This is a genomic window from Streptomyces sp. NBC_01571 (assembly GCF_026339875.1).
Classification (GTDB): Bacteria; Actinomycetota; Actinomycetes; order Streptomycetales; family Streptomycetaceae; genus Streptomyces.
Genome location: NZ_JAPEPZ010000001.1, coordinates 4,727,521 through 4,742,518, shown reverse-complemented (window position 1 = coordinate 4,742,518; position 14,998 = coordinate 4,727,521). Strand labels below are relative to the sequence as shown.

At 68.1% G+C, this 14,998-nt stretch carries 15 protein-coding genes; 14 read left to right on the top strand and 1 reads right to left on the bottom strand.

All coding sequences use genetic code 11. The features are described from left to right. The first annotated feature begins 507 nt into the window (after positions 1-507). The 10 genes from OHB41_RS21345 to OHB41_RS21300 all read left to right on the top strand — a co-directional run bounded on the left by OHB41_RS21345 (position 508) and on the right by OHB41_RS21300 (position 8,709). Positions 508-1,131, top strand: a complete 624-nt coding sequence (locus OHB41_RS21345; protein WP_266699825.1) for a DUF6230 family protein — start codon at positions 508-510, stop codon at positions 1,129-1,131. Positions 1,132-1,241: 110 nt separating this feature from the next. After that, positions 1,242-1,691 carry a DUF6114 domain-containing protein gene (locus OHB41_RS21340; protein WP_266699824.1) on the top strand — a complete coding sequence of 150 codons (450 nt, stop codon included), beginning with the start codon at positions 1,242-1,244 and terminating at the stop codon, positions 1,689-1,691. Further along, positions 1,681-2,439 carry a hypothetical protein gene (locus tag OHB41_RS21335; RefSeq protein ID WP_266699823.1) on the top strand — a complete coding sequence of 253 codons (759 nt, stop codon included), beginning with the start codon at positions 1,681-1,683 and terminating at the stop codon, positions 2,437-2,439. Before OHB41_RS21340 ends, OHB41_RS21335 begins: the two co-directional genes overlap by 11 nt. 827 nt (positions 2,440-3,266) lie before the next feature. Beyond that, positions 3,267-3,575 (top strand): hypothetical protein, encoded by a 309-nt coding sequence (locus OHB41_RS21330; protein ID WP_266699822.1) that lies wholly within the window; start codon positions 3,267-3,269, stop codon positions 3,573-3,575. Beyond that, positions 3,572-4,213 carry a DUF5819 family protein gene (locus OHB41_RS21325; protein ID WP_266699821.1) on the top strand — a complete coding sequence of 214 codons (642 nt, stop codon included), beginning with the start codon at positions 3,572-3,574 and terminating at the stop codon, positions 4,211-4,213. Before OHB41_RS21330 ends, OHB41_RS21325 begins: the two co-directional genes overlap by 4 nt. Next, complete coding sequence (locus tag OHB41_RS21320; protein ID WP_266699820.1) at positions 4,210-5,205, top strand: HTTM domain-containing protein; 996 nt, start codon at positions 4,210-4,212, stop codon at positions 5,203-5,205. The genes OHB41_RS21325 and OHB41_RS21320 overlap by 4 nt, the downstream gene beginning before the upstream one ends. A gap of 146 nt (positions 5,206-5,351) precedes the next feature. Further along, positions 5,352-5,882 (top strand): hypothetical protein, encoded by a 531-nt coding sequence (locus OHB41_RS21315; protein ID WP_266699819.1) that lies wholly within the window; start codon positions 5,352-5,354, stop codon positions 5,880-5,882. Between the two features lie 495 nt (positions 5,883-6,377). Next, complete coding sequence (locus tag OHB41_RS21310) at positions 6,378-6,776, top strand: serine hydrolase domain-containing protein (RefSeq protein ID WP_323138388.1); 399 nt, start codon at positions 6,378-6,380, stop codon at positions 6,774-6,776. 139 nt (positions 6,777-6,915) lie between these two features. Next, complete coding sequence (locus tag OHB41_RS21305) at positions 6,916-8,229, top strand: ISL3 family transposase (RefSeq protein ID WP_266696430.1); 1,314 nt, start codon at positions 6,916-6,918, stop codon at positions 8,227-8,229. 21 nt (positions 8,230-8,250) lie between these two features. After that, a complete protein-coding gene (locus OHB41_RS21300) occupies positions 8,251-8,709 on the top strand; it encodes a serine hydrolase (protein ID WP_323138454.1) in 459 nt (152 codons plus the stop codon). Between the two features lie 435 nt (positions 8,710-9,144). Here OHB41_RS21300 and OHB41_RS21295 read toward each other — a convergent pair whose 3' ends face one another. After that, positions 9,145-9,438 carry a hypothetical protein gene (locus tag OHB41_RS21295; RefSeq protein WP_266699818.1) on the bottom strand — a complete coding sequence of 98 codons (294 nt, stop codon included), beginning with the start codon at positions 9,436-9,438 and terminating at the stop codon, positions 9,145-9,147. 1,051 nt (positions 9,439-10,489) lie between these two features. Here OHB41_RS21295 and OHB41_RS21290 point away from each other — a divergent pair. From OHB41_RS21290 to OHB41_RS21275, 4 genes are all read left to right on the top strand, one after another. Continuing rightward, entirely contained in the window at positions 10,490-12,247 is a 1,758-nt protein-coding gene (locus tag OHB41_RS21290) for a trypsin-like serine protease (RefSeq protein WP_266699817.1), read from the top strand. Positions 12,248-13,121: 874 nt separating this feature from the next. Beyond that, positions 13,122-13,475, top strand: coding sequence for a hypothetical protein (locus OHB41_RS21285; RefSeq protein ID WP_266699816.1), 354 nt, complete (start codon positions 13,122-13,124; stop codon positions 13,473-13,475). Between the two features lie 285 nt (positions 13,476-13,760). Further along, positions 13,761-13,994: a hypothetical protein gene (locus OHB41_RS21280; RefSeq protein ID WP_266699815.1), complete on the top strand. Its 234-nt coding sequence runs from the start codon at positions 13,761-13,763 to the stop codon at positions 13,992-13,994. A gap of 763 nt (positions 13,995-14,757) precedes the next feature. Continuing rightward, on the top strand, positions 14,758-14,946 hold the full coding sequence (locus OHB41_RS21275) for an SMI1/KNR4 family protein (protein WP_266699814.1): 189 nt from the start codon (positions 14,758-14,760) through the stop codon (positions 14,944-14,946). The last annotated feature ends 52 nt before the right edge of the window (positions 14,947-14,998 follow it).

The following is a 14,998-nucleotide window of genomic DNA, read 5'->3' as shown; positions in this document are numbered from 1 at the left end:
CCGCCGGTCCTCGTCGTCGTTCTCTCCGGCGGCGGTGTCACCGTGTGCGCGGCGGTCGCCCGGGGGTGAGCGCCGCCGGAACAGGCCGACACCAGTACCAGTACCAGGGCCGACAGGCCGACGGCCCGCGGGGGCGGCTTCATCAGGTGCCGGCCAGGGCGGGAACCCGATTCCTTCGTCAGCGCGGCGGTCATGCATGCGTCAGTCGGTGCGGCACTCACGGTTTCCTCCCTTTCACCCCCTCCGGGAGCGACATGGACAGAACAATCGTGGAATGCCCGGTTGATCGTCAAGGAACTTCGGGTGCCCCTGGCGAGACCGGCGAGACCTCGGCGGCGCCACTGCACCGGGTGTCAACCGGATGGCGCAACGGAAACCGACTCACCCGTCCGGCCGACCTGAGGTGCCGTCGGCTGCCGCGCCGGGAAGCCTAGGATCCGCCACTAGAGAGACGTCGCCTACCCCTGTCTGGCATCGGCGAGCTCACGTCTGACCGGAGGAGACGGGATGCTGCACCGCGCCGGCAGGACCTCCTGGAAGCGCTTCGCCCGCGTCCTCGTCCCGAGTGTGGTGGCCGCGGCGGCCCTCGGTGTCGGTATGGCCCAAGGAGCACTGGCCGCGTCGTTCCTCATCTCGGGCCAGAAGTTCCAGGTGGCCCTGGACACCCTGGACGCGCACGGTCTGAGCATCTACGGCACGGTGGACGTGACCAGGGAGGGCACCCTCGTGCCGGTCGTGGTCACCGGAGCCCGCCGTGCGGAGATCAGCGGGCTGTGCCAGTCCGTGGTGGTCCCGATCCCGGTCCTGGGCCCGTACACACTGAGGATCACCGGCGGCCAACGCAGCCGCATCGAGGCGAGGGACCTGTTCCTCGACGCGACATCCGTGTCGAGCGGGCAGGCGAATTTCAACGACCTCGACATCGGTGTGGCGGCGGGAGCGGTCAGCAAGGGCCCGATCAGCCGGGGAGACAGGAACTCCCGGTTCTTCGATCCCAACGGCTTTGCCCAGCAGGCGGATTCGGCGCTTCTGAGGGACGTGCACTTCACCACGGTCGCGGTCTCGGCCGCCACGTTCAACGTTCCGGGCCTCGATGTGCGACTCAGGCAGGGCCACCACGAGTGCTTCTGATCCAGCGGCACACAACACGCACACTGCCTGCCCGCCCGCCACGTACTCCCGCCCGCCGGACATCACGGAGAGCTCACGTGTTCTTCCCACGCAGCGGCAGACGCGAGAACGTGCGCGTCGCCGCCACCGACGCCCGACGACGATTCAGGACCTGGCGTGGCGAACGCCCCTTCTGGGCCGGGCTGTTCACCTTCGCGGCGGGCTTGCCCATCATCTACTTTCCGTACGCACACCTGAACTTCGGCGCCATCCCGCTGGCACTGTCGACCTCGGCCGGCGCGGGGTCGCTGATCATCGGGGTTCTCCTCGTGACCCTCGCCGTCTCCCTCTGGTTCCAGCAGCAGATGCGCGTATTCGCAGGGATCACGGTCATTCTGCTTGCCCTCATCTCGTTTCCCGTCGCCAATTTCGGGGGTCTTCTCATCGGGTTGGTCTGCGGCCTGACCGGCGGATCCCTGGCCTGTGCCTGGATTCCTCCGGCGGGCGCAGCCGAGTCGCAGCCCGCGGCGAACAGTGCGCCGACCCCCGTCCCCGTGGGCGAGGACCACGGTGGCGAGTGACACGCTGACCGGCCGTGCAGCCGCCGTGTCCGACCGTGCGTCCGCCCTGTCCGGCTGCGCTGCGAGCGGGCCGGCGCCGGACCCCTGCCGTCCGACCGGTGCGGCGAAGGGCCCCTCGACCGGCCAACTGCTGCGGTCCCTCGCCTGCGCGCTGACAGTGGCCGCCCTGTCCTTGGTCCTGCAACTCGCCACACCAGCGGCCTCGAAGGCGTTGCTCGCCCCTGGCGGCATCCGTACGTCAGGACAGCCGGCAGGGGCCGGCACGCCGGTCGCCCGACCACCGGACCATCCGGCCAATGTCCCCTGGGTGCTGCGTGCCGACAGACTCGTGCTCCACGGGAGCGCCTTCCGCGGCGTGGTCATCGTCAGGACCGCCGCCGGGTCCGAGCGGCTGCTGAAGTTCACCGCACGGTCGCTGGACTTCGGCGACCTCGACCTGACGGCGGGCCGCGGCCGCGCGGCGATGCGTCTGCGGGCCAAGCCCGCGACCACCTCCACGTTCAAGGGCAAGGACGTGGTGACCCTCTACACCCGGAAGCTGTACGGGACGCTCGTCGGACTGGGCGGCGCTCCGCTCCCGGCGGACCGCAGCGTCACCGTCACCCCCGACGCACTGCCCCCGTGGCTCTCCCACCCCGCCGTGCCCACCCGCACCATCACCTTCGAGAACGTGACCGTCTCACAGGTCGCCCGGCTCAGCGGCAGCATGACCATCGCGGGACCGGCCCTCAGCGTCGCGACCGGGTGACAGCGAGGTCCCGCACGGCCGACCGCGGTGATCGCGGCGATCAGTACGGAGAACCTGACCCAGTCGGCTCGTCACGGCACGGGCGCGGGCACGCATCCCGACTCGCCGGCCGTCGCCGGGGGCACGCTCTGGTTCGGGTACGGAACGGCAGGCGCGGGCACCGGCGGCATCGGGTCCGTCGACGGGTCCGGTGCGGTCACTTTGCGTCAGGATTCCGGCACCTCACGGTCCGCCCCGGCAGCCCCTCGTGAGACCGAAGCCCTCGGGACCGTCCACCGACCGCGTCTGAACCGGGACGAGTCGGGGCGCTCACCGGCCCCTTCGAGAACCCGCACGCACAGCCGACCGGCCGCGCGTGCGGCGTAGCCGACGCGCTTTGCACCGGCGTCGCCCTGGTCCCCCGGCCTCGGTCAAACGGGCGGCCGCCAGCCGGATCCGCTCACGCCGAGCCCGCGTGTTTTCGGCCAACCCTTCCGCTGGACGCCCTGGGGGCATCCACCCCTGATCGCCATGAACCACCCCAGCTGTTGTCCTTATTTGTTCTGAATTGACCATGAGGTAAAAGTTCATTTTTTGACCAATTTGGTCACGCCTCGCCCCGCGGGTGATCGTTTTCGGTCGCGCCGTTGTTACTGGCGAGAAACATCGGCTCTCGGTGTGGAAGTATTCAAGCCAACGAGGACACGGCGTGCTGACCACATGCCGAAAGTGTCCTCGTGGTCAACAGGGGGAAATTTGGGCAGCACACTTCCGTGCTGTCGGCATTCCATCCCTCTTCTGTCCCTCGGATAAATCTGCCCGAAATTCGGCAGGTGCAAGGAGAGAAGATGAAAAAGCTGTTCGCCGTCGCGGGTATCGCCACGGCCGGTGTCGCGGCCGTGCTGAGCGTGCAGGGAACCGCGCAGGCCGCCGCGCCGCAGGTGCACGCCGCTCCGGCGGCCGTCCAGCCGGGCGCCGCGAGGACGCCCGCCGGCTTCGGCAGCCTGCTGGGCAAGGCCGTGGTGCACGGCCGCGCGGCCTGCCCGCATGTGGCGAAGGGGCTCGGCCAGGTGGCCAACGACGTCTTCGGGACTCATCTGAAGCCCACCGGAGGCGTCGGCGGTGCCAAGGCGGCCGAGACGGTCTTCGACAAGTGACCGAGCACGTCATGCTCAGGAGGGCGGTCCTCGTTTCCGGGGCCGCCCTCCTGGGCACCTACCTCGCCGCCGCCGCACTGACCCAGGCGCCGCTGAACCCCGTCAAGCTGCGCTACTACGACGAGATCAATTCCGTGACGGAGCCCTATCTGTCGCAGAACTGGATGCTTTTCGCTCCGGACCCCTTGTCGGACGACCGCGGCATTGTCGCGCGGGCCAAGTGCGGAGACGGCCGGGTCACCGGCTTCTATGACGTCACCCGGCCCTATGTGGCCAGGGTTCAACACGACCGGTTCTTTCCGTCTCGTATGGACCGGCTCGTCAGCGGGACCATCACTCAGATGGCCACTCCGGATCCGGTTCTGGCGCGCTTGCGGAACAAGGAAATGGAGAAGAAGAAGCGGCCGGTTCCTCTCCTTCCGGACGAGAAGGCGTCCCGGAACGACGCGGAGAACTTCCTGGCGCGGTATGCGCAGTCCCAGTTGCCGGAGGTCTGTGAGGGCTCGGCGCCTTCTCGTGTGCAGGTGCGCATGTACGTGCACGAACTGCCCTCGTGGTCGCAGCGCAAGGATTCCTTCGCCAAAGGAAAGACCAGCTTCGAAGACCTCAAGTGGCGGAATGCGGAGGCGGCGGGGTGAAAAAGCTCATCTCCGCTGTCGACAGGTGGAGTTCGGTACCGCTCGGCGTCGTCGGGGTGTCCGGAACCCGTGCCCTGCTGGGGTTCGTCGGGCTGATGTTCTACGTCAGTCAGTACGCCGACCGGGATTACCTCTTCGGGCCCACCGCCGTTCTGCCGTGGCGTGAATTCGTCGCACAGGTGCACGAGGGCGGTTCCTTCAGCCTGTACGCCTGGAGTTCCTCGGAGGCATGGTTCCAACTGGTCTTCCATCTGGGCCTGCTCGCCGCCCTGATGGTGACCCTGGGCATCGGCGGCAGGGCCGTACTCGCCTGCCACTGGGTGCTCCTGTGGTCCCTCTACGAGCGCCAGCCGGTCCTGCTCGACGGCGGCGACAACCTCGCCTACCTGGTCATTCTCATGCTCCTCGCCACACGCTGCTACGACCGGTTCTCCCTGTCCTCCGGCCTCGCGGACAGACTCGCCCGGCGCGTGCCGGCGCAGCTGGGCTCGCTGACCACGCCGCTGCACAATCTCGGTGTCGTGGCCGTGGCCGCCCAGATGTGCCTGGTGTACGTCGTCAGCGGCCTGTACAAGGTGCAGGGGCAGATGTGGCAGGACGGGACCGCCTTGTTCTACGTGCTCCGGGTTCCGGAGTTCTCGCTGCCCGGCGTCTCGAACCTGGTCTACGGCAACGACTTCCTGGTCGTGGCCGGGACGTACGTCACCGTCTTCTTCCTCGTCTACTTCCCCATGGGCGTGCTGGTCCCGGCGCTGCGTCCCTGGGCCGCCGCGATGTCGATCAGCTTCCACCTCGCCATCGCGGTGTGCATGGGGCTGACCGGCTTCGCCCTGACGATGATCGCCTGTGACCTCGTCTTCCTCGACAGGGAACTCGGCAAGGCCGTCTCCATGGCGCGCGAGTCGGCCGTACGGCTGAGCCGGTGGGTCCGGAAGACGCGGCAGCGCGGAGAGAACGCCCGCGAAGGAGCGCTCACCGAGGAGTCCGTATAACGGAGTTCGTCCAGAAGGGGCCCCGGTCGTCCGCGCAGAGGGGTCCGCACAGCCTTCCCCGCGCCTTTGACCGAAAACGGCGCAACGGCGGCGGGCGACGGGCAAGTTCTCAGTTTCACCGGGTCGACCAAGGAGACCGACAGGACATGGAAGAAATCCCGCCCCTGCACCCCGCCGAGGACGGCGCCACGGTGGGACTGTTCTGGGTCTCGGCGGATGGTGTGTACATGGGAGCCCCGGCGACGGCACCGGCCCCCAACATGGTGCTCACGACAGCGGGGCCTCGCGTCACCGGTCCGCACCCACGGGAGTGGACATGGTCCGACCTCGTCGGCCTGGAGATCACCGAAGTCCCGACCCGCTCCGCTCCGCAACGCTGGGCGACCCACGCCGCGAGCTTCATCGCGGCAGCTCTGGACGCCTGGGTGCCGAGCAGCCCGACCGAGATGACCGTCTCCGTCATCGCGTCCGACGGCACCTACCGGACGCCGGTCTACTCCAGCGCCTCCGTCGCCTACTCCCCGCGCGAGGTCGCCCTCTCACGCCGGTTGCTCGACGACTTCACCCAGGGCACCGGCACGCCCGCCGTCATGACCAAGTGGTGGGAACAGACCCGGCCGACCAAGGTCCTCCGGTCACGTGAGCGGGAGGCCGTGCTTGAACTCTGGCTCGCGTGAGCCTGATTGGCCCTTCGGGGGCCGCCCGTGCCTGCCCGGCCCTGCCCACGAACCCCGCACAGGAGGACAAGCCCGTGCGCACAGACCTCTCGGCAGCCATCGGCCCCGACGCGCCCACGCTCGCCTTCGACGGTGACCGCGGTTTCTGCCAGGCGGCCATCAGCCGTCCGCAACGCCACGCCAGGCCACGGATGCGGGCCACGCCGTGGCATGCCCTGGCCGACCACATCACCCGGCCGCACCGGGAACGCGCCTCGACCGAGAAGTCCTCGTCCTCCGCGGGGCCCGCGTGGCTGATTCCGGAGCGCGGGCACTCGGCTCCTACCTCGCGTCGTCACCCCGTTCCCGCTACCGGGCCACGGGACTGCTCCTGCGCGCGCCCGTCATCACGCAGGCCGCTCGGCTCGTCCATCGCCGGGTGGCCACCCACCGGCACCGCATGCCTGGAGGCACGGTCGCATGCGCGCTGCCCCGGACGCACGACCGAGGACCAACATGATCCGAGTCCCCACCTGCGTACTCAGCAGCTTCGAGCCGCCACGGGTACGCAACGGCCACAGCCTGGACCTGTTCGTGCAGATCGGGTCCCTGACCAAGACGCTCACCGCAACCGTCCTGACCGCCCTGGCCGGCCGCGGTGTCCTGAGCCTCGACGACCCGCTGGAGTCGTTCCTGCCCGCGCCCGGGAGCACCGGCATCACCCTGAGCCACCTCGCCGAGCACACCTCGGGCCTGCCACGGCTGCCCCCTGGGATCAGCGGCCGCGACCCCTACGCGGCCTTCGACGCCCGGGCCCTGGACACGGTCGTACGGCGCCTGGACACACTGGTCACAGCTCCCGCGGGCACCACCGAGGAATACTCGAACCTCGGATACGCGGGTCTTCGAAGTTAGGCGGGGTGGGTGAGCCTTCGTCCTCCGGGGTTCTCACGGAGGGTAAGCGTGGGGGTGGTCGGCTCGTGGGTGCAGGGCGTCCGTGGTCATCGGCGATCATGACTGTTCTCCGGCAGTTTGATCACCAGAAACCACGGGCTTGGACAACGATACGGCGGTGCTGCTCGACTTGGACGGCCTTGCCGTCGAGAGCGTTGAGCGGCTGATGGACGGCACCCGGCGGGTGCATCTGACCACAGCGGACGAAGCCGCCCGGGCCTGTCCCTCCTGCGGCGTGTTCGCGTCACATGTGAAGGGCCTCGTGTACACCCGTCCACGTGATCTTCCTTACGGAGAACGGGGATTGGAGTTCGTGTGGTGCAAGCGGCGTTGGTATTGCCGGGAGTCCGGATGCGAGCGGAAGTCGTTCACCGAGCAGGTTCGGCAGATACCGGCCGGGGCCCGGATCACCGGCCGGCTGCGCCGGGCTGCCGCCCTGCGGGTGCGGGATGCTGCTTCCACCGTGGTCCAGGCCGCCCGTGACCTGCACGTGTCCTGGCCGACGGTGATGGACGCCTTCCGCGCGGCCGCCCGCGAGGTCACCGAGGCGCCGCTGCCGGAAGTGGAGGTGCTGGGCGTCGACGAGACCCGGCGCGGACGGCCGCGCTGGGAACAGGATGCGGACACCGGCAAGTGGCACCTGGTGCGCGAGAGGTGGCACACCGGGTTCGTCGACGCGCTCGGGGCCGGTGGCCTGCTCGGGCAGGTCGAGGGCCGTGCCGCCGCCGACGTCCTGGCCTGGCTGTCCACCACCCCTTTGGAGTGGAGAAAGAACATCCGCTACGTCGCCATCGACATGTCAGCCACCTACCGGGCCGCGATCCGCACCGGCCTGCCCGATGCCATCGTGGTCGTTGACCACTTCCACATCGTCCAGCTCGCGAACAAGATGCTCTCTGCTGTACGGCGTCGCACCACCGCCGAGATCCGGGGCCGGCGTGGACGCGCCACCGACCCGGAATGGAAGGCCCGTCGACGGCTGCTGCGCAACCGTGAGGACCTCACCGACCAGCAGTTCGCCACGATGTGGAACGCGCTGCTGGACGAGGGGCCGATCGGGCAGACGCTGCTGACCGCCTGGATCGCCAAGGAGAGCCTGCGCACCCTCCTCGCCCTGGCCCGAACCGGCGCCGACCGCGAAGAAGTAGGCCACGCCCGATGGAAGTTCCTCACCTGGTGCGCGGACTCAGACATCCCCGAAGCCTGCACCCTCGCCACCACCGTCGACCGCTGGTGGCCCGAGATCGCCGGGTTCATCGACACCGGCCACAGCAACGCCAAGAGCGAAGGCATCAACCGCGTCATCAAGCTCGTCGCCCGCAACGCATTCGGCTTCCGCAATGCCGACAGCCAGCGCCTACGCACACGCTGCGTCACCACCCGCCGAGCCCGCGGACACCTCAACCCCGCCTAACTTCGAAGACCCGGATACGCCCTGCTGGGCGCTGTGTTGGTCGCGGCCACCGGCACCCCGTACGAGGAACTCCTGCACCGGCATGTCCTCGACCCCCTGGACGTCACCGACGTCGCAGCCGACCCGCCGCCCGGCAGACGGCTGTCCCACCGGGGGCTCTTCGGACGACCGGAGCGGCCCTGGACCATGACCGGTGCGATCCTGCCCGCCGGCGGCCTGTGGGCCACGCCCGAGGCCACCGCCCGCCTCGTCACCGGCCTGCTCGTCGACCGCAGGCTCGGCGAGCCCGCACCGGCCTGGCAGAAAGCGGGACATCTGCTGTGGCACAACGGCGCGACGGGTGGCGCCTCGGTCTTCGCGGGGGCCGCACCGCAGGGCTGGGTCGTCGTCCATCGTCTGTCCGGCAGGAGCGTCACGACGGACCGGCTGGCCCTGGAGACGTTCCGACGTTTCGTCAATGCCCCGTCCCACCAGGGGTGAGCCACTCCGGTACCGGGGTTCCCAGCCGGCATCCGTCGGGGATCCGTTCACTCGACGGGTCATGCACCGTGCCCATGCCTCCGCGCGATGCTGTCGGTCCGCGCCATCGGCTGCCCGCCTTTCTGGCGGGCGGCCCGTTGCGCGGCTTCCTGCCCACGTGCGGGCGGGTCGCCCAGGCTGGGGATGCGGACGTAGTGGCACGCGTGTGGCACGGCGCCTGAAACGCCGAAGGGCCAGCTCGGGAGGAAACCTCTCCTGAGCTGGCCCTTTGTATCGTGCCCCCGGCAGGATTCGAACCTGCGACACCCGCTTTAGGAGTTCGCTCCGCAACCGTCCGTGCTGCGGCCAGCGCCAAGAGCGTCGGTCGTCCCTGGTGGCTCAAGTCTGCCGAAGTTCGCTGTCGTTGATGTCAGGTGTGGATGTCAGCTGAGTAGTTCAACTACCGTCGGCTGGGTCCTGCCAGTGCCAGGGCAGCACCGGCGGCAGCCAGGGAGTACTGTCACTGCGCTCAAGCACTGGTGCCGCGCAGTCATCCGGCAAAGTACTACCGTCGACCACGGCCTCAAGGGTGAACTGGACATAGCGCAGGTACCCACGCACGTCGCGAATCTGGCGTTCGCGATGGATCTGGCCGATGCCTCGGTAGCCGACGTCGAAGCACAACCGCACAAGTGCCCTGTACCGATCGCGGACACGGTTGTCTCCTATGGAGAGGAGATCGGTCTGCATGCCCCGTCGGACCGAGTCGAGGGCCACTGCACATCGCTCACGAGCCCGCAAACTCAACCGCGGCTCGTCCTGTGCGAGGTCCGGCAGCGATGGCAGCCACGCGTAAAGCTCTGCGAGGTGGTCCAAGAGCCGCTGTGCAGCCTCCGCAGAGCGCTGCTGCATCCCTTGCTGACGTGCTAACGCGCTGTTGGCAGCTTCTTGAGATGCCGCGAGCTGGATTTGTGATTCGACAGTCCTCGCGGTTTGCCACCGCGCCACGTACACCGCGATGCCTCCGCCGGCCAACGTCCCTACAAGCGCACTGGCTGTTTGTCCCGCTAGATCCCCCCAGCTGCCCATGCCTCCCATCTTGGCGGTCTGTGTGAGCTTCAAACCCTCACGTTGAGCCTCAAGAGCCCTTCGCCAGGGACAAGGGTGACAGAACGCAACGAGTGCCCTGAGCTTGGGAAGCTGAGGTGGTCTAGCGCCGATTGCCGTGCTGACCTGCGGAGGGGCGGTGTCGCTGGCGGTTGCCTCAGTCCCCGACGCTCCCTGCTGTTCCCCGCACGACCTGGCACGGATCTGGCACGTCCGTCGCCGGCGCCAACCGTGGCCACAAGGTCGTGGTGAGTGGCCGAAGTTAGCCGTTCATGCGGAGTTCGTGGCCTTGCTTCCAGCGCACGCACAGCCGTACCGGGATCCACCGGGCGCCGACGGCGCTGTCGCCACCCCTGCCGGAGGGGAACGGTCAGGGTGGTCCACGGCGACGCAGACTTCGGCGACTTTGCGAATTCATGTGCGGTTGTTCCGCGTTCGTTTCCTGGCTGGTCTCGGGGTTAACTCCTGATCGGTCGTACGATCGGGCGGCCGCGGGGCGGGGAACAGACTTTCGGGAACGTGTTGGTCCCGAACCATTTGGTGGTATCCGCGAGCTGCCGTCGGCCGGCGGCTTTCTCCCTGTCCGCGTGCGAGAAACCCCTTTCACCGACGGGAGATCTGAGTGTTCTCTGCCTACAGGGCCAACGGGGGCGTAAGACGCAGGCGACGGGCGCGGAGAGTTGTTCCCGCCGCCGTGGCGCTTGCCGCCGCCCTCGTCGGCGCCCTTACCTTGGCGTCCGCCCACGCATCCCCCGCTGCCGCTCCCACGCCGGCGAGGGCGGGAGTCCCCTCACAGGCCCAGCTGACGGCCCGTGTGAAGGGCGCGCTGCAGACCGACCAGGCCTCGCAGACGCGGTCCAAACCGTCCGCGACCACCGCGACGCCGACCGCCACGTCCTCCGCCTCCGCGACGTCCCCCGTCGACCCGAAGATCATCGGTGGCACGGACACCACGATCGCCAAGGCTCCGTGGATGGCGCAGCTCTGGTACTACGACGACAAGGGCACCAGCGACACCTCGGACGACACCGGCTTCTTCTGCGGCGGCTCGGTCGTGTCGCCGACGAAGATCCTCACCGCCGCGCACTGCGTCAGGGGTTACGACTGGAACGCCAACGGCACCATCGTCACTGGCACCGACCAGCTGCCGACCGACAACAGCGACGGTTCGGTCGACCTGCACGGAGGCACCGTCTCCGGCGTATGGCGGCAGTGGAACCACCCGTCGTTCAACACGACCACGATCGACAACGACATCGCGGTCCTGACGCTGCCGAACCCGGTCAGCGCCAAGCCCATCAACATCACCACGTCGAACGACACCTCCTCCTATACGGCGGGCACCAACGCCACCCTGTACGGCTGGGGCCGCACCAGCTCCACCAGCGGCGACATCGCGCAGACGCTGCGCACCGCGACCCTGCCCATGGTCGGGGACGCCACCTGCTCCAGCACCTACACCACCAACTTCGTCGCCGGCCACATGGTCTGCGCAGGCACCCCGGCCACCGGCTCGGACAGCGGCACCGTCGCCGCCTGCAACGGTGACTCGGGTGGCCCGCTGATCGTCGGCGGCAAGATCGTCGGCGTGGTCTCCTGGGGTGTCGAGGACTGCGTGGCCTCCGGCTCGTACAGCGTGTTCACGAAGGTGAGTACGTACGTCGGCGCGGCCTACCCGCGCCTCGACGACACCAACCTGAGCGGCGACGCCATGGCCGACCCGTTCGTGCGCCGCGCGTCCGACAACACAGGCTTCGAGTACGACTCCAAGGGCACGTCCTTCGCCACGCGGATCTCCTGGGGCTCCTACACCGACAAGAACGTCGTCCTGCAGACCGACCTCAACCGGGACGGCTACCAGGACCAGGTCATCCGCCGCGCCTCCACCGGCGCCGTCTACTGGCGGCACTACATCCCGGCAAGCGACAGCTGGACCACCACCCTGGTCTTCGGCAACTGGTCCACCCGTACGAAGATCGTCGCACCCGGCGATGTCACCGGTGACGCCCTGCCCGACCTGCTCTCGGTGACGGCGAGCGGAATCCTCTACATCTACCCGGGCCTTGGCAACGGCACCTTCGGCTCGCCGGTCGCGGTCAGTAGCGGCTGGAACCAGTACAACGTGCTGCTCGGCCACGGCGACTTCACCGGCGACGGCAAGGCCGACCTGATCGCCCGCAGCAGCAGCAACTCCTACGTCTACCTCTACCCGGGCACCGGCAAGTCCGGTTCGGGGGCGTTCGGCGCCCGGATCCAGGTCCGTACGTGGGGCCAGTTCAACGCGTTCGACGCCGTCGGCGACATCACCGGGGACGGCAGGGCCGACCTCGTCGCCCGCACCCCGGCCGGCACGCTCTATCTGTACCCGGGCACGGGCAAGGCCACGTCCGACATCTTCGGCACGCCTGTGACGATCGGCACCGGCTGGCAGCAGTACAACCTCTTCGGCTGACGGCCGACCGTCGCTGAGCGGCCCCCGGCGCGTCCTTGGGACATGCCGGGAGCCGCGTTCACACAGGCTGGCCATGGGTCGAATGGGACAGAGGTGCTACCGCCTGACGCCATACGGCTCCGACTCCGCCGAACGACCGGGACGATCCGGGCGCATCAGCTTGGGAAGCTGCGTCCCTTTGAGGCCTGGTAGGGCGCTGACCTGAATCAACGGTTGGTGGCCGGCCTCGTCGGCTCGGCGGCTTTCACCGTGGCTCCCCGCTGTTCCCCGCTCGATCTGGTGCGCGTGTGGTGCGGCTCAAGCTCGGGGAGTCAGGACCCCGAGTAGATGGTGCCGATTCCATAGGGTGTGCCGCTGTCAGGGTGCTCTTCTGGCAGCGGAGCGCGAGCGAACTGGGCTGCGGCTCCGGGGCGGGCTGGTCGGCGGCGGCCGGGCCGGTCGCTTCGGCGTCGGCCTGGGCGTGGTCAAGCCGAGACCCCGCTTGCTCTGGTTCCGCGCAAGTCGCCGCCGCGGCGGGACGTCGCCCAGGGACTGGAGGAGACGCCCGACGTTCTCACGGAGGACGCTGCCTGACCGCGCGTTCCCATTCGTTCCCATGGAAGGTCAAAAGGCCCCTCGGAGACCAGCTCCGAGGGGCCTTTTTGATGCTCCGATGCAGGTCAGAGCTGGTGCCCCCGGCAGGATTCGAACCTGCGACACCCGCTTTAGGAGTTCGATCCGATCCGGCTCCCGCTGCTATCGGTGACTGGCACGACGTCCGGACAGGGATGCTGATTTACGCCGCCGTCCGGTGCCGTTGATGTCGGGCGTGGATGTCAGAGGCCTCGTCGACAGGGCAGGAGACGTGTCAGACCTGCGGTGAATGATCCCGGGTATGGGATACGAACTGCACATGACGCGCGCCTCGGACTGGTTGGACAGCGAGGAACGCCCCATCTCGCTGCGCGACTGGCTTGAGTTTGCACACAACAGCGCGGCACTTCGGCAAGAAGGCCACCTCGACCTGCACAGCGTAGGCCGGCAACCGGTGTTCATATGGGGCATCCTGGACAGCGTCGCGGTCGGGCTCCATTGGTGCGAGGGACGAGTGATTCTGTCCGGGGCCCACGCACCTGGTGTGGACCTGGTCGGCTTGGCTGACCTCGCAGCCGAACTGTCCGCGAAGCTGATCGGCGACGAGGGGGAGCAGTACCCGGGATCTGTCCGCCGCGGCAACGAAGAGCCCTGAGCTTGGGAATCACCGGGCCGTCACGGAGGGGGTTGACGCTGACCAGCGCAAACGGCCTCTGGTGATTAATCGCGAGGCGTCGCGCTTGACTGCTCTTGACCGCTGGGATCCGCTCTTTCTGGCACGGATGTGGCACGGGCTTCCATCCGCTCTGACGGGTCGCGTCACCGACCCCGCACCCGACAGCAATGTCAACCGAACGGCCCAACATGACGTGCCACCCACATGGATGAACAATTGGCTGAGTAGTGTCCCAACCGAGGCAATCTGTGAAAGGCGAACCAAATGCGCATTCGACGAATCCTCGCCGCAGTCTTCGCCACGGCAGCCCTCGCCGGACTCGGCCTCACAGGCGCGGCCACCGCCACCGCCACCGCCGCCAGCGTCACCCCGGCCAGCGTCACCCCGGCCAGCGTCACCCCGGGTGAGTGCACGGACGGCGGCGGAACGATCGATCGGTCGACGCCCATGCTCCCGACCTGCAGAGGCGGTATGAACGACGGGCAGACGGTCGACTAAACCCCACTAGGGCCCGTTGTGAAAGTGGATCGGCGCCCCGCAGCCACGCGTTGCGGGGCGCTCCCTCGCGAGCGTTCCCCCTCGGCTGACGGCTCAACGTACCTGGGAGGCGTGATACGACTTCCGAAGGGTCGAGCACTTGAGGCTGGGCTACGCCTCACCCCTCAACAGGCTGAACTGGGGCATCCCTTGACTTGGACCACCGCCTTAGGAGCGAGGTGAGGTGGTCACAAGCCTGACCTGCGGGTTCACTGCCTTGGGCAGATTCGGCGGCGCGTCCCCCTGCGCCCCCTGATTCCCTCTGAGTCCCCGCCCGTTCTGGCACGAGAGTGGCACGGGGACCTGCGCTGGTGACCTTCTCGATGCGAACTATGGGCAGGACGGTCGCTGAGGTTTGCCGGGCACGTCAGCCGGTCGATTAGGGCTGGAGGCGATCAATCACGAGTGCGAGGGTTGCTGTGCTTCGTTGCTGTACGGTGCCTGCGCTCGGGATGGCTCGTCCTGCCGAATAGGCTGCGCTTGTGTGGAAAGAAGCCGCTGCCGGGGCTCTACCCGGCGTGACATTTCGACCGCCTGTGGACAGGACCGCTCTCGCTGCGACGGAGCAGCGGCTCGGCCGAGGCTTGCCGACCCAGTTGGCAGCTCTGCTACTGGAGACTGATGGGGTAGTCGGCGCCTACGCGAAGGACGTCGTCTGGTCTCTGGATCGGATCGTGGAACAGAACCAGCTGTCTGGGCTCCTGATACGTTCCCAGGGCTGTACATGCCCTTTGATCCGCTGCTGTTCTTCGGCGACAACGGCGGTGGTGACCAGTTCGCCTTCGTGCTGACGCCCGAGCGTCCGGACATCTTCGTCTGGGACCACGAGACCGACAGTCGGCTGTGGGCTGCAAGGGAGTTGGAAGACTACTTGCACCGCTCACTCACGGATGGTGGCGACTGGTGGTGGTAACCGAACGCGCCCTGGCCAAAGAGTTTGACCATGTGGCCTCATCTTTATCAGG

What these genes read in the sequence shown, in the direction of transcription:
- OHB41_RS21345 (WP_266699825.1), top strand. Translation starts at nt 508, where the DNA reads ATGCTGCACCGCGCCGGCAGGACCTCCTGGAAGCGCTTCGCCCGCGTC.
- OHB41_RS21330 (WP_266699822.1), top strand. Translation starts at nt 3,267, where the DNA reads ATGAAAAAGCTGTTCGCCGTCGCGGGTATCGCCACGGCCGGTGTCGCG.
- OHB41_RS21315 (WP_266699819.1), top strand. Translation starts at nt 5,352, where the DNA reads ATGGAAGAAATCCCGCCCCTGCACCCCGCCGAGGACGGCGCCACGGTG.
- OHB41_RS21310 (WP_323138388.1), top strand. Translation starts at nt 6,378, where the DNA reads ATGATCCGAGTCCCCACCTGCGTACTCAGCAGCTTCGAGCCGCCACGG.
- OHB41_RS21295 (WP_266699818.1), bottom strand. Translation starts at nt 9,438, where the DNA reads ATGCAGACCGATCTCCTCTCCATAGGAGACAACCGTGTCCGCGATCGG.
- OHB41_RS21285 (WP_266699816.1), top strand. Translation starts at nt 13,122, where the DNA reads ATGGGATACGAACTGCACATGACGCGCGCCTCGGACTGGTTGGACAGC.
- OHB41_RS21280 (WP_266699815.1), top strand. Translation starts at nt 13,761, where the DNA reads ATGCGCATTCGACGAATCCTCGCCGCAGTCTTCGCCACGGCAGCCCTC.
- OHB41_RS21275 (WP_266699814.1), top strand. Translation starts at nt 14,758, where the DNA reads ATGCCCTTTGATCCGCTGCTGTTCTTCGGCGACAACGGCGGTGGTGAC.